Annotated in this window: 22 protein-coding genes; 13 read left to right on the forward strand and 9 right to left on the reverse strand. The window is 68.2% G+C overall.

What is annotated here, in order from left to right; genetic code table 11:
* Positions 1–2 precede the first annotated feature (2 nt).
* Genes IMW82_RS12785 through thiD form a run of 4 tightly spaced genes read left to right on the forward strand, consistent with a single transcriptional unit; the run spans position 3 to position 3,191 of the window.
* Positions 3–773 carry a thiazole synthase gene (locus IMW82_RS12785; RefSeq protein WP_211004718.1) on the forward strand — a complete coding sequence of 257 codons (771 nt, stop codon included), beginning with the start codon at positions 3–5 and terminating at the stop codon, positions 771–773.
* Positions 770–1,378, forward strand: a complete 609-nt coding sequence (locus IMW82_RS12790; protein WP_211004719.1) for a thiamine phosphate synthase — start codon at positions 770–772, stop codon at positions 1,376–1,378. The genes IMW82_RS12785 and IMW82_RS12790 overlap by 4 nt, the downstream gene beginning before the upstream one ends.
* Positions 1,375–2,361, forward strand: a complete 987-nt coding sequence (locus IMW82_RS12795; RefSeq protein ID WP_211004720.1) for a HesA/MoeB/ThiF family protein — start codon at positions 1,375–1,377, stop codon at positions 2,359–2,361. Before IMW82_RS12790 ends, IMW82_RS12795 begins: the two co-directional genes overlap by 4 nt.
* Positions 2,362–2,375: 14 nt before the next feature.
* A complete protein-coding gene (gene thiD, locus IMW82_RS12800) occupies positions 2,376–3,191 on the forward strand; it encodes a bifunctional hydroxymethylpyrimidine kinase/phosphomethylpyrimidine kinase (protein WP_211004721.1) in 816 nt (271 codons plus the stop codon).
* Here thiD and ung read toward each other — a convergent pair.
* The 5 genes from ung to rhlB form a co-directional block, all read right to left on the reverse strand.
* Positions 3,137–3,847, reverse strand: coding sequence for a uracil-DNA glycosylase (gene ung / locus IMW82_RS12805; protein ID WP_211004722.1), 711 nt, complete (start codon positions 3,845–3,847; stop codon positions 3,137–3,139). The genes thiD and ung overlap by 55 nt on opposite strands.
* Positions 3,844–4,686: a response regulator gene (locus IMW82_RS12810; RefSeq protein ID WP_108470547.1), complete on the reverse strand. Its 843-nt coding sequence runs from the start codon at positions 4,684–4,686 to the stop codon at positions 3,844–3,846. The genes ung and IMW82_RS12810 overlap by 4 nt, the downstream gene beginning before the upstream one ends.
* 140 nt (positions 4,687–4,826) lie before the next feature.
* Positions 4,827–5,807: a permease-like cell division protein FtsX gene (gene ftsX, locus IMW82_RS12815; RefSeq protein WP_211004723.1), complete on the reverse strand. Its 981-nt coding sequence runs from the start codon at positions 5,805–5,807 to the stop codon at positions 4,827–4,829.
* On the reverse strand, positions 5,804–6,481 hold the full coding sequence (gene ftsE, locus IMW82_RS12820; RefSeq protein WP_211004724.1) for a cell division ATP-binding protein FtsE: 678 nt from the start codon (positions 6,479–6,481) through the stop codon (positions 5,804–5,806). The genes ftsX and ftsE overlap by 4 nt, the downstream gene beginning before the upstream one ends.
* 111 nt (positions 6,482–6,592) lie before the next feature.
* Positions 6,593–8,335 carry an ATP-dependent RNA helicase RhlB gene (rhlB, locus tag IMW82_RS12825; RefSeq protein WP_211004725.1) on the reverse strand — a complete coding sequence of 581 codons (1,743 nt, stop codon included), beginning with the start codon at positions 8,333–8,335 and terminating at the stop codon, positions 6,593–6,595.
* 96 nt (positions 8,336–8,431) lie between these two features.
* On the opposite strand from rhlB, the gene IMW82_RS12830 reads away from it, so the two are divergent.
* From IMW82_RS12830 to IMW82_RS12855, 6 genes are all read left to right on the forward strand, one after another.
* Entirely contained in the window at positions 8,432–8,620 is a 189-nt protein-coding gene (locus IMW82_RS12830) for a hypothetical protein (RefSeq protein ID WP_159082154.1), read from the forward strand.
* A gap of 105 nt (positions 8,621–8,725) precedes the next feature.
* Positions 8,726–9,052, forward strand: coding sequence for a thioredoxin TrxA (gene trxA, locus IMW82_RS12835; protein ID WP_108470542.1), 327 nt, complete (start codon positions 8,726–8,728; stop codon positions 9,050–9,052).
* Positions 9,053–9,353: 301 nt separating this feature from the next.
* Positions 9,354–11,033 (forward strand): transcription termination factor Rho, encoded by a 1,680-nt coding sequence (gene rho / locus IMW82_RS12840; RefSeq protein ID WP_345777133.1) that lies wholly within the window; start codon positions 9,354–9,356, stop codon positions 11,031–11,033.
* Between the two features lie 91 nt (positions 11,034–11,124).
* The gene (locus tag IMW82_RS12845) at positions 11,125–12,183 is read left to right on the forward strand and encodes an acyltransferase (RefSeq protein WP_211004727.1); all 1,059 of its coding nucleotides are present in this window, start codon (positions 11,125–11,127) and stop codon (positions 12,181–12,183) included.
* Positions 12,184–12,360: 177 nt separating this feature from the next.
* Positions 12,361–13,143: a hypothetical protein gene (locus IMW82_RS12850; RefSeq protein ID WP_211004728.1), complete on the forward strand. Its 783-nt coding sequence runs from the start codon at positions 12,361–12,363 to the stop codon at positions 13,141–13,143.
* 133 nt (positions 13,144–13,276) lie between these two features.
* Entirely contained in the window at positions 13,277–14,644 is a 1,368-nt protein-coding gene (locus IMW82_RS12855) for a glutamate--cysteine ligase (RefSeq protein ID WP_211004729.1), read from the forward strand.
* A gap of 109 nt (positions 14,645–14,753) precedes the next feature.
* On the opposite strand, the gene pyrC is transcribed toward IMW82_RS12855, so the two are convergent.
* From pyrC to hemB, 3 genes are all read right to left on the reverse strand, one after another.
* Positions 14,754–15,806, reverse strand: coding sequence for a dihydroorotase (gene pyrC / locus IMW82_RS12860; protein ID WP_211004730.1), 1,053 nt, complete (start codon positions 15,804–15,806; stop codon positions 14,754–14,756).
* Between the two features lie 153 nt (positions 15,807–15,959).
* Positions 15,960–16,370, reverse strand: coding sequence for a hypothetical protein (locus IMW82_RS12865; protein ID WP_211004731.1), 411 nt, complete (start codon positions 16,368–16,370; stop codon positions 15,960–15,962).
* Positions 16,371–16,506: 136 nt separating this feature from the next.
* Positions 16,507–17,499, reverse strand: coding sequence for a porphobilinogen synthase (gene hemB / locus IMW82_RS12870; protein ID WP_211004732.1), 993 nt, complete (start codon positions 17,497–17,499; stop codon positions 16,507–16,509).
* Positions 17,500–17,615: 116 nt separating this feature from the next.
* Here hemB and glk point away from each other — a divergent pair, with 116 nt between their 5' ends.
* The 3 genes from glk (at position 17,616) to IMW82_RS12885 (ending at position 19,754) form a co-directional block, all read left to right on the forward strand.
* Positions 17,616–18,632 (forward strand): glucokinase, encoded by a 1,017-nt coding sequence (gene glk, locus IMW82_RS12875; protein WP_108470536.1) that lies wholly within the window; start codon positions 17,616–17,618, stop codon positions 18,630–18,632.
* 15 nt (positions 18,633–18,647) lie between these two features.
* Complete coding sequence (locus IMW82_RS12880; protein WP_211004733.1) at positions 18,648–19,331, forward strand: HAD family hydrolase; 684 nt, start codon at positions 18,648–18,650, stop codon at positions 19,329–19,331.
* Between the two features lie 105 nt (positions 19,332–19,436).
* Positions 19,437–19,754 carry a hypothetical protein gene (locus IMW82_RS12885; RefSeq protein WP_211004734.1) on the forward strand — a complete coding sequence of 106 codons (318 nt, stop codon included), beginning with the start codon at positions 19,437–19,439 and terminating at the stop codon, positions 19,752–19,754.
* Between the two features lie 9 nt (positions 19,755–19,763).
* Here IMW82_RS12885 and IMW82_RS12890 read toward each other — a convergent pair whose 3' ends face one another.
* Positions 19,764–22,781, reverse strand: a complete 3,018-nt coding sequence (locus IMW82_RS12890; RefSeq protein WP_211004767.1) for a DEAD/DEAH box helicase — start codon at positions 22,779–22,781, stop codon at positions 19,764–19,766.
* Positions 22,782–22,882 lie beyond the last annotated feature (101 nt).

Genomic DNA, 22,882 nt, shown 5'->3' on the forward strand with positions numbered 1-22,882 from the left:
CGATGAATCTCTACGGCATCGAACTGGGCTCACGCCTGTTGCTGGGCAGCGCGCGTTACTCCTCGCCGGCGATCCTCGCCGAGGCGGTGCGCGCCTCGGGTACCGAGGTGGTCACCGTGTCGCTGCGGCGCGAAGCCGGCACGCAGCGCAGCGGCCAGGACTTCTGGTCGCTGATCCGCGACCTCGGCGTGCACGTGTTGCCGAACACGGCCGGCTGCCACTCGGCGAAGGAAGCGGTGACCACCGCGAAGATGGCGCGCGACATCTTCCACACCGACTGGATCAAGCTGGAGGTGATCGGCGATGCCGACACGCTGCAGCCCGACGTGTTCGGCCTGGTCGAAGCCGCGGCCGAACTCGCCGCCGACGGCTTCGAGGTGTTTCCGTACACCACCGAGGACCTGGTGGTGGCCGACCGCCTGTTGCAGGCCGGTTGTCGCGTGTTGATGCCGTGGGGCGCACCGATCGGCAGCGGCCGCGGGCTCAACAATGTGTTCGGCCTGCGTGCGCTGCGCGCGCACTTCCCGGATGTGCCGCTGATCGTGGACGCCGGCATCGGCCGCCCGTCGCACGCGGTGCAGGCGATGGAGCTGGGCGTCGACGGCGTGCTGCTGAACACCGCGGTGGCCATGGCTGGCAATCCGGTGGCGATGGCCGGGGCGTTCGCCCACGCGATCGCGGCGGGCCGCGCCGGCTTCGAGGCGCAACCGATGGAGCCGCGCGATCTCGCCGTGCCCTCGACGCCGGTGGCGGGCACGGCGTGGCTGGCATGAACGCGTTCCCCGCGTTCTACCCGATCGTGGACAGCGCCGACTGGGCCGGCCGACTCGCCCCGCTCGGTGTCCGGCTGCTGCAGTTGCGCATCAAGGAACGTCCGCCGGCGCAGGTTCGTCGTGAAGTGCGCGCGGCGCTGGCGATCTGCCGCGCGCGGCAAGTGCAACTGGTGGTCAACGACCATTGGCAGATCGCGCTGGACGAAGGCGCCGACTTCATCCACCTGGGACAGCAGGATCTGCTCGCGGCGGACCTGAAGGCGATCCGCGCGCGCGGCGCGAGGCTCGGCATCAGCACGCACGACCACGCCGAGCTGGAACAGGCGCTGGCGCTCGCCCCCGACTACGTCGCGCTGGGTCCGATCTATCCGACCACGCTCAAGGCGATGCCGTGGGCGCCGCAGGGTTTGCCGCGCATCGGCGAGTGGAAACGGCGGGTCGGCAGGCGACCGCTGGTGGCGATCGGCGGCATCACGCTGGAGCGCGCCGCCGGCTGTTTCGACGCCGGCGCGGACAGCGTCGCCGTGGTCAGCGACGTGACCCGGCATCCCGACCCGGCCGCCCGCGTCGCGGACTGGACCGCTTTCACCGGCGCACGCGCATGATCGATCGCTACGCGCGCCAGATCGCCCTGCCCGAAGTCGGCCCCACCGGCCAGGCCCGACTCGCCGCGGCCCGCGTGCTGGTGGTCGGCGCCGGCGGCCTCGGCTGTCCGGTGCTGCACTACCTGGCTGCTGCCGGCATCGGCCGGCTGATCGTCGTCGACCCCGACCGCGTCGAAGAGAGCAACCTGCACCGGCAACCGCTCTACACGATGGCCGATATCGGCGAACGCAAAGTGGAAGCGGCACGCGCGGCCCTGCTGCGCCTGAACCCGGACATCGCGGTGGAAGCACGGCCGCAGCGACTGACGCCGGGGAATGCAGCGGCGCTGGTCGGCGCGGCCGACATCGTCGTCGATGCCGCGGACAGTCTCGCCGCCACTTACGTCCTGAGCGACGCCTGCACGCAGCAGCACACGCCGCTGATCAGCGCGTCGGCGGTCGGCCTGGCCGGCTACGCCGGCGGCTTCTGCGCCGGCGCGCCTAGTTACCGTGCGGTGTTCCCCGAGATGCCCGCACGCGCCACCAGCTGCAGCAGCGCCGGCGTGCTGGGCAGCCTGGTCGGCCTGCTCGGCAGCCTGCAGGCGCAGTTCGTGCTGCAGTGGCTGTTGGGCATCGAGCCCTCGCCGCTGGGCCGACTGACGAGTTTCGACGCCGGCCGGCTGGCGTTCGGCGGCTTCGATTTCCACCATGCCGGCGAACCCGAAGGCGAGGTGCTGCGCTTCATCGAAGTCGATAACGTCACGCCCTGCGACGTCGTGATCGATCTGCGCAGTCTTGACGAAGCGCCGACCTCCCCGCTGGCAAACGCCTTGCGCTTCACCCCCGAACGCATGGTCGCGTTCGCCGCCGAACACCCGCCCACCGACGGCCGTGTCGTGCTGTGCTGCCAGAGCGGTTTGCGCGCATGGCGTGCCGCCCGACAGCTGCAATCCCGTGGCTACCGTCAGCTGGCACTGGTGACGCTCGCCGGCCTGCCCTCGTGATGCGTAGACGCGTGATGCCGGCTGTCAGCGCGCTCTCCATCGCCGGCTCCGACTCCTGCGGCGGCGCCGGCATCCAGGCCGACCTGAAGATCTTCGCCGCCTTCGGCGTCGATGCCGCCACCGCAGTGACCGCGGTCACCGCGCAGAACACCACGGGCATCCGCGCCGTGCAGGCGATGTCCGCCGCGATGGTAAATGCGCAACTGGACGCCGTGTTCGACGAGATCGACGTCCGCGCCGTGAAGCTGGGCATGCTGGCCAACGCCGATATCGTCGCGGCCGTGGCCGAACAGCTGGAGCGCCGCCGCCCGCCCTTCGTGATCATCGACCCGGTGCTCGTCGCCAGCTCGGGCACCCGACTACTGGACGAGGCCGCGCTGCACCTGCTGCGCACGCGCCTGCTGCCGCTGGCCGATTGCCTTGCGCCAAACCTGGCCGAAGCGGCCGCGCTGCTCGGCACGGCCTGTGCTCAAGGCGAGCCGGACATGGAGGCCCAAGGCCGCGCCCTGCTCGCGCTCGGACCACGATCGGTACTGATGAAGGGCGGCCATGCCGCGCTGGTGGAAGCGGTCGACCTGCTGATTACCGCCGAAGGCACGCAGCGCTTCGCCGCGCCGTGGGTGGCCACCCGCCGTCTGCACGGTACTGGTTGCATGCTCTCGGCCGGCATCGCGGCCGGCGTGGCCCAGGGCTATCCGCTGGCCGATGCCGTTCGTCGCGCGAAAGCCCACGTGCGAGCCGTGCTGGTCAGCCGCCAACACCGGTCATCGTCATCTCAACCGGCGGGAAGTGAAGCCCGCGCCGGCAACGACCAGTCGATCGGCGACTGACCGCGACTTTCCAGGTAGCGGTTGGCGGCGGAGAAATGCCCGCAGCCGAGGAAGCCGCGGTGCGCCGACAGCGGCGACGGGTGCACGCTCTTCAGCACGCAGTGCTTGCGGCCGTCGATCAGCTGCCCCTTGCGCTGGGCGTAGCTGCCCCACAGCAGGAACACGATCCCCTCGCGCTCGCGGTTCAAGGCGTCGATCGCCGCATCGGTGAAGCCCTCCCAACCCTTGCCCTGATGCGCACCAGCGCGGCCCTCTTCCACCGTCAGCACGCTGTTGAGCAGCAGTACGCCGCGGTCGGCCCACGGCGTGAGGCAGCCGTGGTCGGGACGCGCGATGCCGAGGTCGCGCTGGATTTCCTTGAAGATGTTGTCCAGCGACGGCGGCACCCGCACGCCGGGGCGCACCGAGAAGCACAGGCCGTGCGCCTGGCCGGGGCCGTGGTACGGGTCCTGGCCCAGGATCACCACCCGCACCGCGTCGAACGGGGTGTGTTCGAACGCCGCGAAGATCTCCGGGCCGGGCGGATAGATCCGCTTGCCGGCCTGCTTCTCCGCGCGCAGGAAGGCGGCCAGCGCCTGCATCTCGGGGCGCAAGAGGTAATCGCCGATGCGCGCCTTCCACGACGGCTCCAGCCGGATCTGCGCCGCGTCGCTCATGCCTCGGCGGCGTGTTCGCGCAGGTGCCTGGCCACGCGCAGCTGGAACAGCAGCTTGGTCACCAGCAGTTTCTCCTCGACCGGCTTCTCGACCAGGTCGTTGGCGCCGGCCTTGATCAGCGCGGCCTGGTTGGCCGGGTTCTCGTCGCCGGTCATCACCAGCACCGGCAGCCGGCCCTTGCCGTAGCCGAACTCGCCGCGGATCTGCCTGAGCAGGTCGCCGCCAGTGAGTTCACCCTTCAGGCTGACGTCAGTGAGCACCACGTCGGCGCCGACCCAACCCAGCGCGCGATCCGTCTCCAGCATCGCCAGCGCATCCTCCACGCTGACCACGTGGCGCACGGTGAGGCCGATCTTCTCCAGCATGCGGCGGGTCGCCAGCGCCACTACGCGACTGTCCTCGACATACAGCACGGTGCCTTCCGCCGCCGTCTGCGTGCTGACGTAGCCGCGGATGAACTCGGCCAGCGCCTGGAAGCCCAGCGCCTTGTCGAAATAGTCGGTGACGTGCTCGCCCAGCGTGCGCCGATGCAGCCGATCCTCGACGTCGCCGGACACCACCACGATCGGCACGTAGATCTGTGGCGCCGACTCGCGCACGAACTTCGCCAGCTCCAGCCCGTCCATGTCGGGCAGGCGCAGCGCGATGGTGATGAAATCGAACACGCCCTCGCCAAGCACCTGCTGCGCCTCGGCGCCGCTGCCGCAGCCGACCACCTCGACCCCCGGCAGTTCGGCCTGCAACACGCGGGTGATCAACTGGCGCACCACGCGCGAACCGTCGACCACCAGCACGCGCGGCGCATCGGTCAGCAGACGGCTGCTGATATTCGTACTCATTGCCTAGTTCACCCACCTGACCCGTGGCTGTCCTTCGCCGATGAATCTGCGGGGGCACCCCCTGCACCCGCTGCAACTGGGAATAGTGCACCGGATCCGGATCCGGCGGCTGCGATTCACGTCACTGCGGCGCAAGACCATCACACGGCCTTGCGCAATTGCCACGCACTGACCAGTCGCGCGCCCAGCCAGCCCAGTGCCGCCGCCACCAGCGGCACCGCCAGCAGCAGCCACGGCGGCAGGCCGCCGACCTGCAGCCTGCCGTCATAAGCCTGGCTCAACTGCGCCACCGGTGCGGCCAGCGCCAGCTCGATCAGCACCGCCAGCAACGCAGCCAGGATGCCGCTGAACAGGCCATACCAGATCCCCGCGTACAGATAAGGCCGGCGCACGAACGCACCGCTGGCGCCGACCACCAGCAGCACGCCGATCTCCTCACTGCGACTGGCGATGTCCACCCGGATCGTGTTGCCGACCACCAGCAGCGCCGCCAGCGCCAGCAGCGAAGCCAGCACCAGCACCACGCGGTTGCCCACGCCGAGCAGGGCGTCCAGCCGCTGCCGCCAGTTGCCGCTGTCCTGCACCAGGTCGACGCTGTGCAGGGTGCGCACGTCGGCCACCAGTTGCTCCAGCGCGTGCGCACTCACCCCCGCCCGCGGCTGCAACTGCAGCACGTACGGCAGCGGGTTGTCATCCAGCGTCTGCAGCGCGCCGGAGAAGCCCTGCATCTTTGCCAATTCGTCCATGCCCTGCTGTGGCGTCTTCACCACCACGGCGGCCACTTCGGGGCGATCGCCCAGTTGCTTGGCGAGCAGTTGTACCTGCGACGCGGTCTGGCCCGGCTGCAGGAACACGCTGATCGCCTGGCTCTGGCCTAGCGCATGGCCAAGCTGCTGCACGTTGCCCAGCAGCAGGTAGAACGCCAGCGGCAAGGCCAGCGCCAGGCCCATCACCGCGATCGTGAGCAGGCTGCCGAACGGACGCGAAGCAAGCCGGCGCAGGCTGGACGCCGCGCTCCAGCGGTGATGCTCCTGCCAGCTGACGAAGCGGTTGCCGCGGCTGTGGACGTTGCGCTGCGGCGCATCCGCGGGCACGTGCAGGGTTTCCGGCGACGTGTTCACAACACCTCCTGCGCGGCCAGGTCGGCCACCAGGCGGCCGTGGTCAAGCACGATCACGCGCTTCTTCATGCGCTTGATCAGCGGCAGGTCGTGGCTGGCAATCAGCACGGTGGTGCCAACCTGCTGGAACTCGCCGAACAGGCCCATGATCTCCACCGCCAGCTGCGGGTCGAGGTTGCCGGTGGGCTCGTCGGCGATCAGCAGGCTGGGACGCGCCACGATCGCGCGGGCGATGCCCACGCGCTGCTGCTCGCCGGTGGACAGCGTGGCCGGCAGTTGCCGCTCGTAGGCGAGCAGGCCGACTTTCTCCAGCGCCGCGCGCACGCGCCGGGCGCGTTCGGCGCGGGCGATGCCGCCGATCACCAGCGGCAGCTCGACGTTGGCGAACACACTGCGATCCAGCAACAGGCGATGGTCCTGGAACACCATGCCGAGATGCCGGCGCCACTTCGGGATGCCGCTGTGGCGGATCTTCGCCAGGCTCCTGCCGTCCACGCTGATCATGCCGTGCGAGGGCCGCTCGATCAGCCCCAGCAGCTTGAGCAGAGTGCTCTTGCCGGCGCCGGAATGCCCGGTGACGAAGGCCATCTCGCCGGTCGGCACCTCGAACGAAAGCTGCGAGAGCGCCTCATGGCCGCCTTCGTAGCGCTTGCTGACTTGATCGAACTGGATCACCGAGCGTCCCCGAGCCTGCGTGTCGTCGTACCAGCGGCAAGGATAAGGGAAGCCGGCATCAAGGTGCGGACTTCCGGCCGCCGCGAATTCGCATCGCGGCGACCGGCAGGCTCAGCGCCCGGTAAACAGCCGGGTCAACCGGCGAAACAGGCCCGGCTTTTTCGGATGGGCATGCTCGACGGCCTTGCCCGAGGTCACCGCAACCTGTCGCGACGGCCGGTTGTGGCCGGTGCCCACGGACTCGGCCGCGTTGCGCTCGCGCGGCGGGCGACGCTCGCCCCGCGGCGCGCGATTGCCCTCGGCAACCGCGGGCTGGTGACCCGTCGTCTCGACGCCATCGGTCGGCGCACCGTCGCGGCGGCGATTGCGGCCACCGCGACGACGACGCGGCTTGCGCACGCCCTCGGCGGCAACGCTGCCGTCCGTCGAGACCGCTTCCGTCTTGTGCACGGTCACGGCAACCGGCTGCTCGGTCACGGCGGCGCCGTCGACCGCGGCCGGCCGGCGTTCGCGCGGTGGACGCGCGGCGCCACGGCTGTTCCCGCCGCGCTCGCCGCCACGACCGGAGGCCCCGCCATGCCGTGGCTTCTCGCCCGGCCGCGGCGGCACCACGTCGCCGAACGCGGCGCTGTCAGCGGCGGCATTCGCGGCGAATTCGGCATCGATCGCGCGCGGCTTCGGCATCACCAGCAGTTCCGGCTCCATCGCCGCGACCGGGATGCTCTGCCCGATGTAGGCCTCGATGTCCGGCAGCGACATCGCGTACAGGTCGCAGGCGAAGCTGATCGCGTCGCCCTCGGCACCGAGCCGCGCGGTGCGGCCGATGCGGTGCACGTAATCCTCGGCCTCGTGCGGCAGGTCGTAGTTGAAGACGTGGCTGACCGCCGGGATGTGCAGGCCGCGCGCGGCCACGTCGGTGGCCACCAGGATGTCCAGCTGGCCGTCCTGGAAACGCTGCAGCAGCTTCTGCCGCTTCAGCTGCGGCACGTCGCCGGAAATCGCGCCGACGCGGCAGCCGTGGCGCTTGACGCGCTCGGTGATGCGTTCGGCGGCGGCCTTGGTGTTGACGAAGATGATGCTGCGCGACGGCTGGTGCCGGTCGATAAGGTTCAGCAGCAGCGGCATCTTCTCTTCCTTGGCCGGGAAGTAGACCAGCTGGCGCACCTTGTCGGCGGTGACGTTGTCGCTCTCCACCACCAGCTTTTCGGCCTCGTGCATGTGCTCGTAGGCCAGCTCCAGCACGCGATGGCTCAGCGTGGCGGAGAACAGCAGCACCTGGCGCTGCTCGCGCGGCGGCAGCTTGCGGAAGATGAAGCGCACGTCCTTGATGAAGCCGAGGTCGAACATGCGGTCGGCCTCGTCGATCACCATCACCTCGACGCTGTTGAGGCTGAACACCCCTTGCTTGTGGTAGTCGAGCAGGCGGCCGGGGGTGGCGATGATGATGTCGCAGCCGTCCTTCAGCTGCTGGCGCTGCTTGTCGTAGTCGACACCGCCGTAGATCAGCGCGCTGCGCAGGCCGGTGTGGCGGCCGATCGCCTTGGCGTCCTTGTCGATCTGGATGGCCAGTTCGCGAGTGGGCGCGATCACCAGTGCGCGCGGGTCCGAATCCTTGCGCTCGGCCACCGCCGGGGTGGTCAGCAGGCGGTTCATCAGCGCGACCAGGAAGGCGCAGGTCTTGCCGGTGCCGGTCTGCGCCTGGCCGGCGACGTCGCGCCCGGCCAGCGCCGGCGCCAGGGTCATTTCCTGGATCGGCGTGCAACGGGTGAAGCCGCTGTCGTCCAGGCCCTGCTGCAGCAGCGGATGAAGATCGAAGTTGGCGAAGAAAGTGTCGGTGAGTACGGTTTGTGACATATGCGGAATGGGTAACCTTGCCTGACGGCGGCGTGATGCGCTGCACCCGCTCCAGCGGCCGAAGATCGGCGCGAAACGGTGCAGGACGGGTGCGCGGTGCGCAGCGAAGCGTTCAATCTCGGGGTCGACAAGGTCGCGCCGCGGCGTGCGACGCCGGATTTGACGGCGGTCCGACGGATGGCCCGGAAGGTCACCCTTGAATCGTGCCCGGAGTTGCGCTGGAATGAATGTCTGCCGCCCTGGCAAGACCTGTTCCGGCTCAACCCGCGCTTCGTGGGCGCCTGAGTGTAGCCGATGACGGCCCTGCCCGTCGTCACTCCTTGTTTTTCCGTCCCGACCACCCCATTGTTTTCGACCTGCCAGTTCTGGCCCCAGCCACGGAGATGCCCGGTGAGCGACCTGATTACCCATGTGAACGACGACGCCTTCGAACAGCAGGTGCTCAAATCCGAAACCCCCGTGCTGCTGGATTTCTGGGCGGAATGGTGCGGCCCGTGCAAGGCCATCGCGCCGATGCTGGACGAGATTGCCCAGCAGTACGAAGGCAAGCTGCGCATCGTCAAGGTCAACATCGACCAGAACCAGCAGACCCCGCGGGCCTATGGCGTGCGCGGCATCCCGACCCTGATGGTGTTCAAGAACGGCAAGGTCGAGGCGACCCAGATCGGCGCCGTCAGCAAGGGCCAGCTGACCCAGATGATCGACAAGGCCATCTGATCCACCCGTTGCAAACCCGCTGTCCGCCGCCTGCCCGGCCCCGTCCGGCAGGCTCGCGAGGCTTTACGCCGATACGCGGCGGGTGCTAGATTCATCGCGTCCGTCGGGACAGTCCTGTCCCCTTGCGCCTTCCGCGCGACGCACACCCTCCCTCCTGTAATTCAACGGCGCCCCGCGAGGATTGCCCGTGTCCGATACCGAAAACCGAACCCCGAACGACGCCCCGGGCGCCGACGCCAGGCCTGTTGCCGAAAACAAACCCGAGCCGCGCCCCCGCGCGCCGCGCCGCACGGCCGCCGCGATCGCGGCGGCGAGCGCCGGGAAGGCGACGGCCGCCGACAGCCCTGCCACGCCAGCACCGGCGTCGACGCAGGCTCCCGCAGTGCAGGTACCGGTAGCGGCCAGCCTGCCGGCGGCAGCGCGCCCCGTACAGGAGCCGCGCGAGTTCACTGCCCAGTCCGCCCCGAACCAGGACTCACCGCAAGCCCAGCCGAATCCGGGCCAGGTGCAGAGCCCGAACCAGGCGCAGAACCCGAACCAGGGCCAGAACCCGAACAATGGCGGCCGTGAAGGTCGCGAAGGTCGTGGCCGGCGCCGCCGCAACGAGCGCGGCGGCAACCCGAACCCACAGCAGCAGGGACGTCAGCAGCATCCGCGTCCGAACCCGAACGGCCTGCCGGTGGACGACGACAACGCCGATCCCGGCAGCAACGACCGGGTGATCAACCTCACCGAACTCAAGCGCATGCGCGCGCCGCAGCTGCTGGAGTTCGCCGAGTCGCTGGGCGTGTACGAAGGCGTCGCCCGCGCGCGCAAGCAGGACGTGATCTTCAACGTGCTCAAGGCGCACGCCCGCTCCGGCGGCGGCATCTGGGCCGAAGGCGTGCTGGAAATTTTGCAGGATGGCTTCGGCTTCCTGCGCTCGGCCGACGAGTCCTACCTGGCCGGTCCGGACGACATCTACGTGTCGCCCAGCCAGATCCGCCGCTTCAACCTGCGCACCGGCGACTACATCACCGGTCGCGTGCGTCACCCGAAGGAAGGCGAGCGCTACTTCGCCATGCTGCGCGTCGACGACATCAACGGCGATCCGCCGGAGGCGTCGAAGAACAAGATGCTGTTCGAGAACCTCACCCCGCTGTTCCCGCGCAAGGCGTTCAAGCTGGAGCGCGGCAACGGTTCGAGCGAGGACATCACCGGCCGCATCCTCGACCTGATCGCGCCGATCGGCAAGGGCCAGCGCGGCCTGATCGTCTCCCAGCCGAAGTCCGGCAAGACGATGATGCTGCAGAACATCGCCCAGGCGATCCAGTACAACCATCCCGAAGCGCACCTGATCATGCTGCTGATCGACGAGCGCCCGGAAGAGGTGACCGAGATCGCCCGCACCGTGCGCGCCGAGGTAATCAGCTCGACCTTCGACGAGCCGGCGGTGCGTCACGTGCAGGTCGCCGAGATGGTGATCGAGCGGGCCAAGCGCCTGGTCGAGCACAAGAAGGACGTGATCATCCTGCTCGACTCGATCACTCGCCTGGCGCGCGCCTACAACACCGTGATCCCCAGCTCCGGCAAGGTGCTCACCGGCGGCGTCGACGCCAACGCGCTGCAGCGTCCGAAGCGTTTCTTCGGCGCCGCGCGCAACGTCGAGGAAGGCGGCAGCCTGACCATCATCGCCACCGCGCTGACCGAAACCGGCAGCAAGATGGACGAGGTGATCTACGAGGAGTTCAAGGGCACCGGCAACATGGAAGTGCACCTGTCCCGGCGCATCTCCGAGAAGCGCGTCTACCCGGCGATCGACATCAACCGCTCCGGCACCCGCCGCGAAGACCTGCTGATCGAGCCGGACATGCTGGCCAAGATCTGGATCCTGCGCAAGCTGCTGCACCCGATGGACGAGCTGGCCGCGATGGAATTCATGCTCGACAAGATGAAGAACACCAAGTCCAACGACGAGTTCTTCAATTCGATGAAGCGCTGAAGAGCAGGGCCGGCCTCGCCGGCCCTGTTTGTTTGTGGCGGTGACTTCGGGCGATGTCCGGGCCATCGGCTTGGCGGCGAAAAGGATCTTCGTGACCCACCTCCCTCGTTCCGCACCATTCGGCGAACACGCCAACAATTTCGACGGGCTGCGGCTGGTCGCCTCGCTGATGGTGCTGGCCTCGCACCAGTTCGTGCTGCTCGGCCTGCATGAAGCCACGCTGGCCGAGGGCATGACGCTCGGCTCGATCGCGGTCGCGATGTTCTTCACCATGAGTGGCTACCTGGTCACCGAGAGCTGGTACCACGACCCGCACATCATGCGTTTCGCCATGCGCCGGTTCCTGCGCATCTGGCCTGCACTGATCGTCGCCACGCTGGTCATCGTGGTTGCCGGAGCTGTGCTCACCACCTTGCCGCTGCACGAGTACTTGGGCCGCGAGACCCGCCGCTTCATCACCTTCAATGCCCAGTTGCGCGCCTACTACACGCTGCCGGGCGTATTCGTCACGACGCCGGCCAACGCCATCCTGTCGGCGGTCAATGGCAGCTGGTGGACGATACCCCTGGAGGCGAAATGCTATGCCTATGTCGCCGTGCTTGGCGCCATCGGCCTGCGCCGGAGGATCTTCAGCCTGCTCGCGCTGCTCGTGGTCGCGGTGATGTACGCCAAGACGCTGCCCGGGCACTCCCGTGACAACAGCTTCGACAACCTCTGCTATTTCTACACGGTGTTCTTCCTTGGCGGCGTCTGCGCGCGCCAGTACGCCGTCGAGATCGGCCGGCGGCGCCTGATCGTAGCGGTTGCCGTGGCGGCCTGCCTGCTGGCTGCCGCCCTGCTGCAACACGCACGACTGGCGCAATGGGCGGTGCTGGTGCCGTTCACCCTGTGGTTCGGACACCAAGCCACGCCAGGCCTGCGTTCCGCAGCCCGGTTCGGCGACCTGTCCTACGGCGCGTATCTGTACGCCTACTTCGTGCAGCAGCTCAGCGTGCACCTGTGGCCGGCGACGCCTTCGTACCTGGCCACGGCAGCCGTGGCCGCCGTCATCACCCTGCTGGCCGCATGGTGCTCGTGGCATGCGGTGGAGGCTCCGGCGCTGTCACTGAAACGGCGACTTCGTGCCTGGTTCCCCGACTCCGCTCATTGACGACGCGGCGCGAGGTGCGGCTGATCCGCCGCAGGATACATTCGGCCGCATGGCGTTGGGAGTCCGCTGCACGTGACATCATGAAAAGCCGACTCCGGGTCGGCCCTTGCTCGCGGGCTTGTGACTTGTGACGATTTCGGCTGGAATCAGCCAACGCTTGGACAGGGATGCCACTCAATGTTTGTCCGCTTTGCGCTCATCGTGCTCGGGATGTTGCTGGTCAACAGCGCCATTGCCGACGGACTGCCAATACCGCCCCAGCCATGTGCTTCCCAGTGGAACACGATGGGTCGGAAGGCTTACCAACTTGGCGCAATGAATGCCTCCCCCGAGATCGCCAGACTCATGGTGAATGCGGGTGATGGCAAGCTCGACGAAGTCCGCAGGCAATTGCGCGCCATGCCTTCGGCAGATGCTTCGCGCTGGCGGCAAGCCGCCATGATCACCGCCGTCTGGGCCGGGCAGTCTGGAACGGTCGATGCCCTTCTTTACGATGGCGCAGATGCCAACGCCGTTGCGCAGATACCCAATTTCGGCAAAGCCACCATGGATCAGATGAAGGCGCTCGATCCGCAACTGTTCAGGATGGCCGAAAAAACGGGAGCCGTGGACGAGGGTGCATCGAGAACGTCGGGGCCGGCTCTGTCCATCGCGGTCGAATGCGGAGACGTCGCCACGGTGAACGTCCTGCTACATCACCAGGCCGATGCGAAACCGCGTCCGGCAACCGGCACGGCCGATGTATTGCTGTGGGCCACGGTGCAAGGCGAGGCCGACATCGTTCAAGCCTTGCTCGATCATGGCGCCGATCCCTGCATGGACGATCGCCGCATCACCCAGGCCCACCGCAAGCATCCGGATCGACCCGTACATACCCTGGCGCAAATCGGTACGCGTGCCCGTCTTCCCGTCGCCCTGGTGGCCCGTCTTCGCTGCCCGGCCATCGCCCCCACGCACTGAGTGCATACCTGGTTGATCCAGCTCAGGGCGCGATCCCGCGTGCGCGGCTCTAATGGCCCCGCATTCCACGAGACCCCTTTTCGTCGACATGCGTCGCCCCCATAGTGTCGGCTCCCCCAGCGAGGCCTTGCCCGTGTCCATACCCAGTGCCGTGAAGAGCACCCCGATCCAGGGCCGCCAGCAGCTTGCCGACTACCTCGCCGCCGGCGAGAAGCCGCGCGAGGCGTGGCGCATCGGCACCGAGCACGAGAAATTCGGCTTCCGCACCGACGACCTGCGCCCGCCCACCTTCGAGGGCGAGCGTGGCATCAAGCTGCTGCTGGAAAACATCGCCACCCGCTACGGCTGGGAGGTGGCGCGTGAGGGCGAGAACCCGGTGGCGCTGTCGCGCGACAAGGCCTCGATCACGCTGGAACCGGCCGGCCAATTGGAGTTGTCCGGCGCGCCGCTGGAGACAATCCACCAGACTTGCTGCGAGGTGAACTCGCACCTGGAGGAAGTCCGCTCGGTCGCCGACGGCATGGGCTTGGGTTTCCTCGGCATGGGCTTCCAGCCGAAGTGGCGGCGCGACGAGATGCCGTGGATGCCCAAGGGCCGCTACAAGATCATGCGCGAATACATGCCCAAGGTCGGCTCGCTCGGCCTGGACATGATGACGCGCACCTGCACGGTGCAGGTGAACCTGGATTTCTCGTCCGAAGCGGACATGATCAAGAAGTTCCGCGTCGGCCTCGCGCTGCAACCGATCGCCACCGCGCTGTTCGCCGATTCGCCGTTCACCGAAGGACGTCCAAACGGCTATCTGTCGTACCGCTCGCAGATCTGGACCGACACCGATCCGGACCGCACCGGCATGCTCGACTTCGTGTTCGCCGACGGCTTCGGCTACGAGCGCTACGTCGACTACATCCTCGACGTGCCGATGTACTTCAGCTACCAGGACGGTAGCTACATCGACCTGGCCGGGCAGGACTTCAAGCGCTTCCTGGCCGGCGAGCTGCCCACCCTGCCGGGCGTGCACGCGACCATGAAGGACTTCGCCGACCACCTCACCACCGCCTTCCCCGAGGTGCGCCTGAAGCAATACCTGGAAATGCGCGGCGCCGACGGCGGCCCGTGGAACCGGCTGTGCGCGCTGCCCGCGTTCTGGGTTGGTCTGCTGTACGACGACGAAGCGCTGAACGCGGCGTGGGACCTGGTCAAGGACTTCAGCCGCGAGGAACGCCATGCCCTGCGCGACGGCGTGCCGAAGTACGCGCTGAAGCTGCCCTTCCGTGGCGGCATGGTGCGCGACCTCGCCGAGGAAGCGCTGAAGATCGCCAGCCACGGCCTCAAGCGCCGCGCCCGCCTCAACCGCCACGGCGCCGACGAAAGCATCTTCCTCGAGCCGATGATCGAGATCGTGCAAGCCAACCAGACCCCGGCCGAGCGCAAGCTGGAGCTGTTCCACGGCCCCTGGCACGGCAGTGTCGATCCGGTGTTCCGCGAGTTCGCCTACTGAGCTGCCCAAGCCAGGAGTGAGCCCTGCTCTCGCCCCCTCCCCTGCAAGCAGGGGAGGGCCGGGGTGGGGTCGCTCTTGCTGGACACGTTCGACGCGTTCGTGCGTCTCGTCAAAAAGTGGTCTGTTCTACCAGCGACCACGCTATCGATTCACCGGCGCGCATCGGCTTGCAGGTGGATCCACCCAGCGGATATTCGTCCGGCACGATCCACGGCGTGCGCTCGAGCGCGATGCGATCCGTGTTGCGCGGCAGGCGATAGAAATCCGGGCCGTGGAAGCTGGCGAACGCTTCGAGCCGATCCAGCCAACCCGCCTGCTCGAACGCCTCGGCATACAGCTCCAGCGCCGCATGGGCGGTGTAGAGCCCCGCGCAGCCGCAGCTTGTCTCCTTCGCTTCGCGCGGATGCGGCGCGCTGTCGGTGCCAAGGAAGAAGTGTGGGTCTCCGCTGGTGGCCGCTTCCAGCAGCGCGCTGCGATGCGCCTCGCGCTTGAGGATCGGCGCGCAGTAGTTGTGCGTACGGATGCCACCCTCGAACAGCGCATTGCGGTTGAGCAGCAGGTGATGCGCGGTGATGGTGGCCGCCACGTTGGCCGGCGCGCCGCGGATGAACTCGGCCGCGTCGCGGGTGGTGATGTGTTCCAGCACCATGCGCAACGCCGGGAAGCGCTCGCGCAGCGGCAGCAGGTGACGCTCGATGAATACCCGCTCGCGGTCGAAGATGTCGATGGCCGGATCGGTGACCTCGCCGTGCAACAGCAGCGGCAACTCGTGCTTCTCCATCGCCTCGATCACGCGGTACACCTGCGACAGCTCGCGCACGCCGGAATCGGAATTGGTGGTGGCGCCGGCCGGGTAGTACTTCACTGCGAACACGCTGCCGCTGGCCTTGGCGCGCGCGATTTCCTCCACTGGCGTGTTCTCGGTGAGGTACAGCGTCATCAGCGGCTGGAAGCGCGAACCCGCCGGCAGGCTCGCGAGAATGCGCCGACGATAGGCCTCCGCCTGCGCCACCGTGGTTACCGGCGGCTTCAGGTTCGGCATCACGATGGCGCGGGCGAACCGCCGCGCGGTGTGGCCGACCACCGAGGCCAGCGCGTCGCCATCGCGGAGATGGAGGTGCCAGTCGTCGGGGCGGGTGATTTCGAGGCGGGTGGGGGTCATGCGTTCCGGGCTCGGGTTTGCGATCGGAGATGACAATGGTATCGCGCGAGCGCCTCGGACTTGCGCATCCCGATCGGTCATTGTGAAAAGCAGCGCTTCACCCTCCTGCGGAGGGCAGGCATTCCTCTTTAGCTAGCTTAGCTAGATGACTCGTCATGGAAGCTGGTTTGGCCTCATGCCATCAACATAGTTTGGTGGCATCTTGTTGTCATCAACGCGGAAGACCAGCATGTAGGTTCTGAACCAACGGGGCAATTCCTTTTTCATTACATACTTTTTGACGGACCTGACGACCGCCATATTGACCGCAACGTTTCCGGACGACTCGACCACGCGCACGTCAACCGGATGGCCATCACCACCAATTGAAAATACGACCCTTGCACACTCGGGGGTGCCGCCCGGAGTAGGAAATTCGCCAACCAGCGAGTCCAGCGGTGCGTCATGCAAAATCATCGCCCGGGTCTTTTCGACGATGGCCCTGTTTTCCTGAAGACCACATCCCCCGCGACCCACACCACGGTGAGTTATCTGAGCCAGCAATATCAGATGGGCCAATAGCATCAGACATCCCCAACACCGCAAACCTTACGAACTGATGGTAGCCCGGCATGCCGTACCACGAGGGCCTACCATTTTCATTTCCACCCGTCCAAAAGGCCCCAGGGAGTCGATTTGCCCTGCTGCTTCCCCGCCTCGACTACTCTCCGCGCAGCCAGCGCGCCGCGTCGACGGCGTAGTAGGTGAGAATCGCGTCGGCGCCGGCGCGCTTGAACGCAGTGAGCGACTCCAGCACCACCGCCTTCTCGTCCAGCCAGCCATTCATCGACGCGGCCTTCAGCATCGCGTATTCGCCCGACACCTGGTACACGAAGGTGGGCGCTCCGAAGGTGTCTTTCACCCGCCGCAGCACGTCGAGGTACGGCATGCCCGGCTTCACCATCACCGCGTCGGCGCCTTCGAGCAGGTCCAGTTCGATCTCGCGCAGGGCCTCGTCGCTGTTGCCCACGTCCATCTGGTAGGTGTGCTTGTTGCCCTTGCCGAGGTTCGCCGACGAACCGACCGCGTCGCGGAACGGACCGTAGAACGCGGAGGCGTATTTCGCCGAATAGGCGAGGATGCGGGTATGGATGTGGCCGCCCTCTTCCAGCGCCTCGCGGATGGAGCCGATGCGGCCATCCATCATGTCCGACGGCGCCACGAAATCCATGCCGGCGTCGGCCTGTGCCAGCGACATCCTGATCAGCGCCGCGACGGTGGGCTCGTTCATCACGTAGCCGTCGGCGTCGATCAGGCCGTCCTGACCGTGGGTGGTGTACGGATCGAGCGCCACGTCGCCGATCAGGCCCAGCTCGGGATACTTCGCCTTCAGCGCGCGGGTGGCGCGGTGCATCAGGTTGTCCGGGTTCCACGCTTCGGCGGCATCGAGTGACTTCGCCTCGGCGGCGGGCGAGGGAAACAGCGCCAGCGCGGGGATGCCCAGGCGCACGCATTCGCCGGCCAGCTCCAGCAGCTCGTCGATGGAAAGGCGATCCACCCCCGGCATCGATGGCACCGCTTCGCGCTGGCCTTCGCCTTCGATCACGAACGCCACCATGATCAGGTCGCTGACCAGCAAGGTGTGCTCGCGCATCAGCGCGCGGGAGAAGGCATCGCGGCGCATGCGCCGCATGCGGGTGGCGGGAAAGCTCATGGCAAGGGTCTCGTGGGGCGGTATCCGGGGGGATTTTACGCCGTGCGGCCAGCAAAACACTGGACTAACCGCCGTGACGCCGGCAGGCTTGGCGCTTCACGCCGTCAGGAAGTTCCATGAGCCAGTCCAGCAACATCCCCACCCTGCTCGTCGATCTCGGCGGCACCAACGTCCGTTTCGGGGTGGCCGATCCATCGCGCGACCAGCCGCTGCTGACCGACAGCATCCGGCGCTACCGCGTGGCCGACCACGATTCGCTGGTCGAGACGGCGAAGCACTACCTCGCCGACACCGGCCTCAAGGTGAGCCGCGCGATCGTGGCCGCGGCCGGACGCATCGTCGACGGCGAGACGGTCAAGGTCACCAACAATCCGTGGGCGATCTCGGCGCAACAAACCGCCAGCGCGTTGGGTCTGGAATACGTGCACCTGGTCAACGACTTCGCGGCGCAGAGCATGGCGGTGACCTTGTTGCAGGGCGACGACCTGGTCGACGTAGGCACGGTGCCGCGCCCGGTGGTGGGCGCCGCGAATGAGCAGACCTTCGCCATCGTCGGCCCCGGCACCGGCCTGGGCGTCGGCGGCCTGCTGGTGCGCGGCGGCCATTGCAGCGTGTTGCAGACCGAAGGTGGTCACGCCGGCTTCGCCGCGCATACGCCGGAGGACATCGCCATCCTCGACTACCTCAACCACAAGTTCGGCCGCGTCTCCAACGAGCGGCTGATCTGCGGCCAGGGTTTGGTGAACCTGTACGACGCGATCTGCCACATGGTCGGCGCGACGCCCGACGCGCTCAAGCCGGAGGACATCACCGCCCGCGCGAAGGACGGCAGCTGCTCGCTGTGCACGCGCACGGTGGAAACCTTCGCCGGCATCTTCGGCAGCGTCGCCGGCGACCTGGTGCTCACGCTCGGCGCCTGGAACGGCGTCTACCTCACCGGCGGGCTGATCCCGATCCTGCTGCCGTGGCTGGAACGCGGCCGCTTCCGCGAGCGCTTCGAGACCAAGGGCCGCTTCCGCGACATCATGGAGAAGGTACCGACCCAGGCGATCATGAACCCCGAACCGGGCCTGCTCGGCGCGGCGGCACTGGCAGTGCTGGAGTCGGGGCGCTCGTTGCTGCCGCGCGACTGAACCGGGAGAACCGCCATGCCCCGCCGCGACACCGCCTTCCTGTTCGACCTCGACGGCACCCTGATCGACAGCGTCTACCAGCACGTGCTGGCGTGGAAGGAAGCGCTGGACCGGGAGGGCGTGGAGCTGCCGGTGTGGCGCATCCACCGCAAGATCGGCATGAGCGGTGGACTGTTCGCCAACATCCTGTTGCGCGAAACCGGGCTGGCGATCACCGCGGACCGCCTCGACCGCCTGCGCCAATGGCACGCCGAGGCGTTCAACCGGCAGCATGCGCAAGGTTCCGTACGGCCGCTGCCTGGCGCACGCGAGCTGCTGGCCTATCTCACCGAACAGCAGATCCCGTGGGCGATCGCCACCAGCGGCCGGATGGAAACGGCGGCGCCCAACCTGGCGGCGCTCGGCGTCGACCCGACGCAGGTACCGGTGGTGACGCGCGACCAGGTACGCCACGCCAAGCCCGACCCGGACCTGTTCCTGGCTGCCGCCGAACGCCTCGGCGTGGACATCCAGCAATCGCTGGTGATCGGCGACAGCGTGTGGGACATGCTCGCCGCGCAGCGCGCCCGCGCGCTCGGCGTGGGTCTGCTCTCCGGCGGCTACGGCCACGCCGAACTGCAGCAATCCGGCGCGTTCCGCGTGTACGGCGACCCGGCCGACCTGTTGTGGCACATCGACGAAGTGGCCGCGCGCGACTGAGTGGCTGACCACCTACGCTGAACCGCGCGCCGCGCATCATGAAAAATTAATCACCCGCGCATGGGCCCGCGCTAGGCTCCGTGGCAGTCGCCCACGGAGCCTCCCATGTACCGCCTCGTCGCCAGCCTGCCGCTTGCCCTGCTGCTCGCCGCGTGCTCGCCTTCGCCGGCACCGCCGCCATCCGGCAGCACCAGCCAGTCCACGCCGACGAACGTGGCACTGGGCTCGCCCGAATGGTATGCGTGGGTCGATCGTTCCCTGCACATCGGCGACGACGGCCATGGCCCGGAACATGGCTCGGACGCATGGAACCGGGCGGTGCAGGACAAGCTGGATCAGGAAGCACCGCAGTCGAAACCCGGCTCGCCGGAGTGGCAGCAGTCGGTGGACGCGCTGCTGCGCACGCGGCTGCGGCCGTCGTGACGCGAAGGCTCAGCCCGGCGCCAGCAGCGCGTCCAGGTCGCCTTCGTCGAAGCTGAGTTTCTCGCGGCTGCCGCCGCCTTCGAGCACCGCGGCGGCCAGTTCGGCCTTGCGTTCCTTCAGCTGCTCGATGCGCTCTTCCACCGTGCCGGAGGTGATCAGGCGGAACACGAACACCGGCTTGTCCTGGCCGATGCGGTGGGCGCGGTCGCTGGCCTGCGCCTCGGCGGCGGGGTTCCACCACGGGTCGTAATGGATCACGGTGTCGGCGGCGGTGAGGTTGAGGCCCACGCCGCCGGCCTTGAGCGAGAGCAGGAACAGCGGCACCTCGCCGTTCTGGAAGCGCTGCACCGGCTCGGCGCGGTCGCGGGTGTCGCCGGTGAGGGTGACGTAGCGGATGCGTCGGCGGTCCAGCTCGGCGGCGATCAGCTTCAGCATGCCGGTGAACTGCGAGAACAACAGCACCTTGCGGCCTTCGTCGAGCAGCGCCGGCAGCATGTCCATCAGCAGCTCGAACTTGGCCGATTCGTGCACGCCGCGCGCCGCCTCCAATTTGACCAGCCGTGGATCGCAGCAGACCTGCCGCAATTTCAGCAATGCGTCGAGCACCACGATGCCGGAGTGCGCGATGCCGCGTTGGGCGATCACTTCGCGCAGCTCTTCGGCCAGCGACAGGCGCAGGCCTTCGTAGAGATCGCGCTGGCGGCCTTCCAGCACCACGCGGCGGGTGATCTCGGTCTTCGGCGGCAGTTCCTTCGCCACCTGCGCCTTGCTCCGGCGCAGGATGAACGGCGCGATGCGCAGGTTCAGCCGCTGCTGGCACTCCTCGTCATGCTGCTTCTCGATCGGGATGCGGTAGAAGCGGCGGAACGCACCCTCGTCGCCGAGCAGGCCCGGCACCGCCAGATCCACCTGCGACCACAACTCGCCCAGGTGGTTTTCCAGCGGTGTGCCGGTGAGGCAGACGTAGCGCGGCGTGCGCAGGCTGAGCAGCGCGCGGCGTGCCTGCGTGCGCGGGTTCTTCACCTGCTGCGCCTCGTCCAGCACGATCAGCGCGAACGGCTGCTTGCGCAGCGCGACCACGTCGCGCGGCAGCAGCGCGTAGCTGGTCAACACGATGTCCTGCGCGCCCAGCTGGGCGAATTCCTCGGCACGCTGCGGCCCGTGCAGGGTCAGTACGTGCAGCATCGGCGCGAAGCGCGCGATCTCCGACTGCCAGTTCGGGATCAGGCTGGTCGGCACCACGATCAGCGCCGGCTGGGTCAGCACGCCGCCCTGTTTCAGGGACATCAGGTGGGTGATCAGCTGCAGCGTCTTGCCCAGGCCCATGTCGTCGGCGAGCACGCCACCGACGCCGGCTTCGGCCAGTGCGTTCAGCCAGCGCAGGCCTTCGCGCTGGTACGGCCGCAGCTCGACGGTGAGCCCGTCGGGCACCGCGTCGCTGGCGCGTGCGGCGGCGTCGCGCAGACGCGCGGTGAAACCGAGCAACGGCTCGGCGGCCTCCAGCGTGCCGTCGCCAGGCATCGCCGCGGCCAGCTCCTCCAGCCGACCGGCCTGCACCCGCGGCAGGTGCAGCTTCTTGCGCGGCTTCTCCAGGTATTCGGCCAGCGGCGCCAGCAGCCCGCGCAATTCCTTCAGGCGCACCGGCACGCGCCGGCGCGCATCGACCGGCGCGTACCACACCGCGTCTTCGGGTTCGTTCGGCGCCGGGCTGAGGTTCAGTTGATGCTCGGCCAGCGCCTGCGCCACCGCGGGCAGCAGGTTGTGCCGCTGGCCGTCCAGTTCGATGCCGATCTCCAGGTCGAACGCGTGATCGTCGGTGTCTTCCACCGCCTGGCCGTACCAGTGCACCGGGCCTTCCAGCACTTCGAACGGGAAGCTCGGCGCGTATTCGACCTGGAAATTCTCCGCCTCGAGTTTCGGCCGCAGCGCCAGCCAGCGCGCCGGCGTGTTGACCTCCAGCGCGCCGGCGTAGCCGGTGCCGGGAAACAGCCAGGCGTCGTCGGGCAAGGTCTCGGCCACGTCCCACGGCAGGCCTTCGGTATCCACGCCGGGGGTGAGTCCGGCGCGCTCGAGCTGCTCCATCGCGCTGAGTTCCTCGGCGCGGCGACGGGTGATCTCGACCAGCTGGCCGTTGCGCACGCGCCGCACCAGCGGCTCGCCGCCGCGGGCGGGCAGCCGCTCGCCGGCGTAGTCGAAGGCCAGCCGCGCATAACCGAGCGGCGGCGTGCCGGCGGCCAGCCGCGCGTGCCGGGTCAATGCATGCAGGGTCAGCACCGGTTTCGGCGCCAGCGCCGAGCGGCGCACCTCACCGAACACCAGCGGCAGCGGTACCCGCGTGGCCAGCCGGCTGCCGGCCAGGCGGTTGCGCAGGCGGCGACCGTGCTCGTGCTTCAGCGGCGGCAGCTCCAGCCAGCGGGTTTCCTCGACGGCGGCGTCGAAGCGGCCCACGGTGGCGCGCTCGGCGTCGAGGTACCACAGCCCGTCGATGCGCAGCAGGCGCTGGCTGTGCGGCAGCACCGGCAGCAGGCGCTGGCTGCCGTCCGCTTCCAGCTGCCAGTGCCAGTTGAGCTGGTGCGATTTGCCGCGCGACAGCCGCAGCCCGGCCAGGCCGCCGAGGAAACACGGCGCGGTATCCAGGATCTCGGCCAGCAGGGTATCGCCGACGTGGCCGCCGAGGCGCGCATAGCTGCGGCCCTTGCGCACGCTCTGCGGCAAACCCAGCATGGTCGCGGCCAGGCGCTGCTCGTGCGGTTGCAGCGGCGACTGCGCCAGGTGCCGGCTGTCCAGCGGCACCGGCCGCACGTAGCGACCATGCTCGGCCGCCGCCAGCAGCACCGGCGCGACGTCCAGCCGGGCGAATGCAGCGCCTTCTTCGGGCATCACTTCCAGGAAGAAACCGAGCACGCCGTGCTCGTCGGCCACCGCCGGCTTCGGTGCGGCCAGCAGCCGCCGCCATGCCTGCGGCAGGGCTTCGTCCTCACCGGAAGGCGCGCTGGCGACGTGCTGTTTTTCGTCCGGTTGCTGCATGCGCATGCGATCCGTGGCGACGACCAAAACATTGAGCTTAGCAGCGCAGGGGCACGATGCGATGGTCGCAAACGCACCCGGGCCAAAGCGCCCGGGCGCGC

This window comes from Rhodanobacter sp. B2A1Ga4, assembly GCF_018101315.1.
Lineage (GTDB): Bacteria > Pseudomonadota > Gammaproteobacteria > Xanthomonadales > Rhodanobacteraceae > Rhodanobacter > Rhodanobacter thiooxydans_A.

Excerpts from the sequence above, each read along its gene's own strand:
- IMW82_RS12885 (WP_211004734.1), top strand. The coding sequence starts at position 19,437 with ATGTACCGCCTCGTCGCCAGCCTGCCGCTTGCCCTGCTGCTCGCCGCG.
- IMW82_RS12865 (WP_211004731.1), bottom strand. The coding sequence starts at position 16,370 with ATGCTATTGGCCCATCTGATATTGCTGGCTCAGATAACTCACCGTGGT.
- ung (WP_211004722.1), bottom strand. The coding sequence starts at position 3,847 with ATGAGCGACGCGGCGCAGATCCGGCTGGAGCCGTCGTGGAAGGCGCGC.
- glk (WP_108470536.1), top strand. The coding sequence starts at position 17,616 with ATGAGCCAGTCCAGCAACATCCCCACCCTGCTCGTCGATCTCGGCGGC.
- IMW82_RS12795 (WP_211004720.1), top strand. The coding sequence starts at position 1,375 with ATGATCGATCGCTACGCGCGCCAGATCGCCCTGCCCGAAGTCGGCCCC.
- thiD (WP_211004721.1), top strand. The coding sequence starts at position 2,376 with ATGCCGGCTGTCAGCGCGCTCTCCATCGCCGGCTCCGACTCCTGCGGC.
- IMW82_RS12850 (WP_211004728.1), top strand. The coding sequence starts at position 12,361 with ATGTTTGTCCGCTTTGCGCTCATCGTGCTCGGGATGTTGCTGGTCAAC.
- hemB (WP_211004732.1), bottom strand. The coding sequence starts at position 17,499 with ATGAGCTTTCCCGCCACCCGCATGCGGCGCATGCGCCGCGATGCCTTC.
- pyrC (WP_211004730.1), bottom strand. The coding sequence starts at position 15,806 with ATGACCCCCACCCGCCTCGAAATCACCCGCCCCGACGACTGGCACCTC.
- IMW82_RS12810 (WP_108470547.1), bottom strand. The coding sequence starts at position 4,686 with ATGAGTACGAATATCAGCAGCCGTCTGCTGACCGATGCGCCGCGCGTG.
- rhlB (WP_211004725.1), bottom strand. The coding sequence starts at position 8,335 with ATGTCACAAACCGTACTCACCGACACTTTCTTCGCCAACTTCGATCTT.
- IMW82_RS12890 (WP_211004767.1), bottom strand. The coding sequence starts at position 22,781 with ATGCAGCAACCGGACGAAAAACAGCACGTCGCCAGCGCGCCTTCCGGT.
- IMW82_RS12785 (WP_211004718.1), top strand. The coding sequence starts at position 3 with ATGAATCTCTACGGCATCGAACTGGGCTCACGCCTGTTGCTGGGCAGC.
- IMW82_RS12790 (WP_211004719.1), top strand. The coding sequence starts at position 770 with ATGAACGCGTTCCCCGCGTTCTACCCGATCGTGGACAGCGCCGACTGG.
- IMW82_RS12880 (WP_211004733.1), top strand. The coding sequence starts at position 18,648 with ATGCCCCGCCGCGACACCGCCTTCCTGTTCGACCTCGACGGCACCCTG.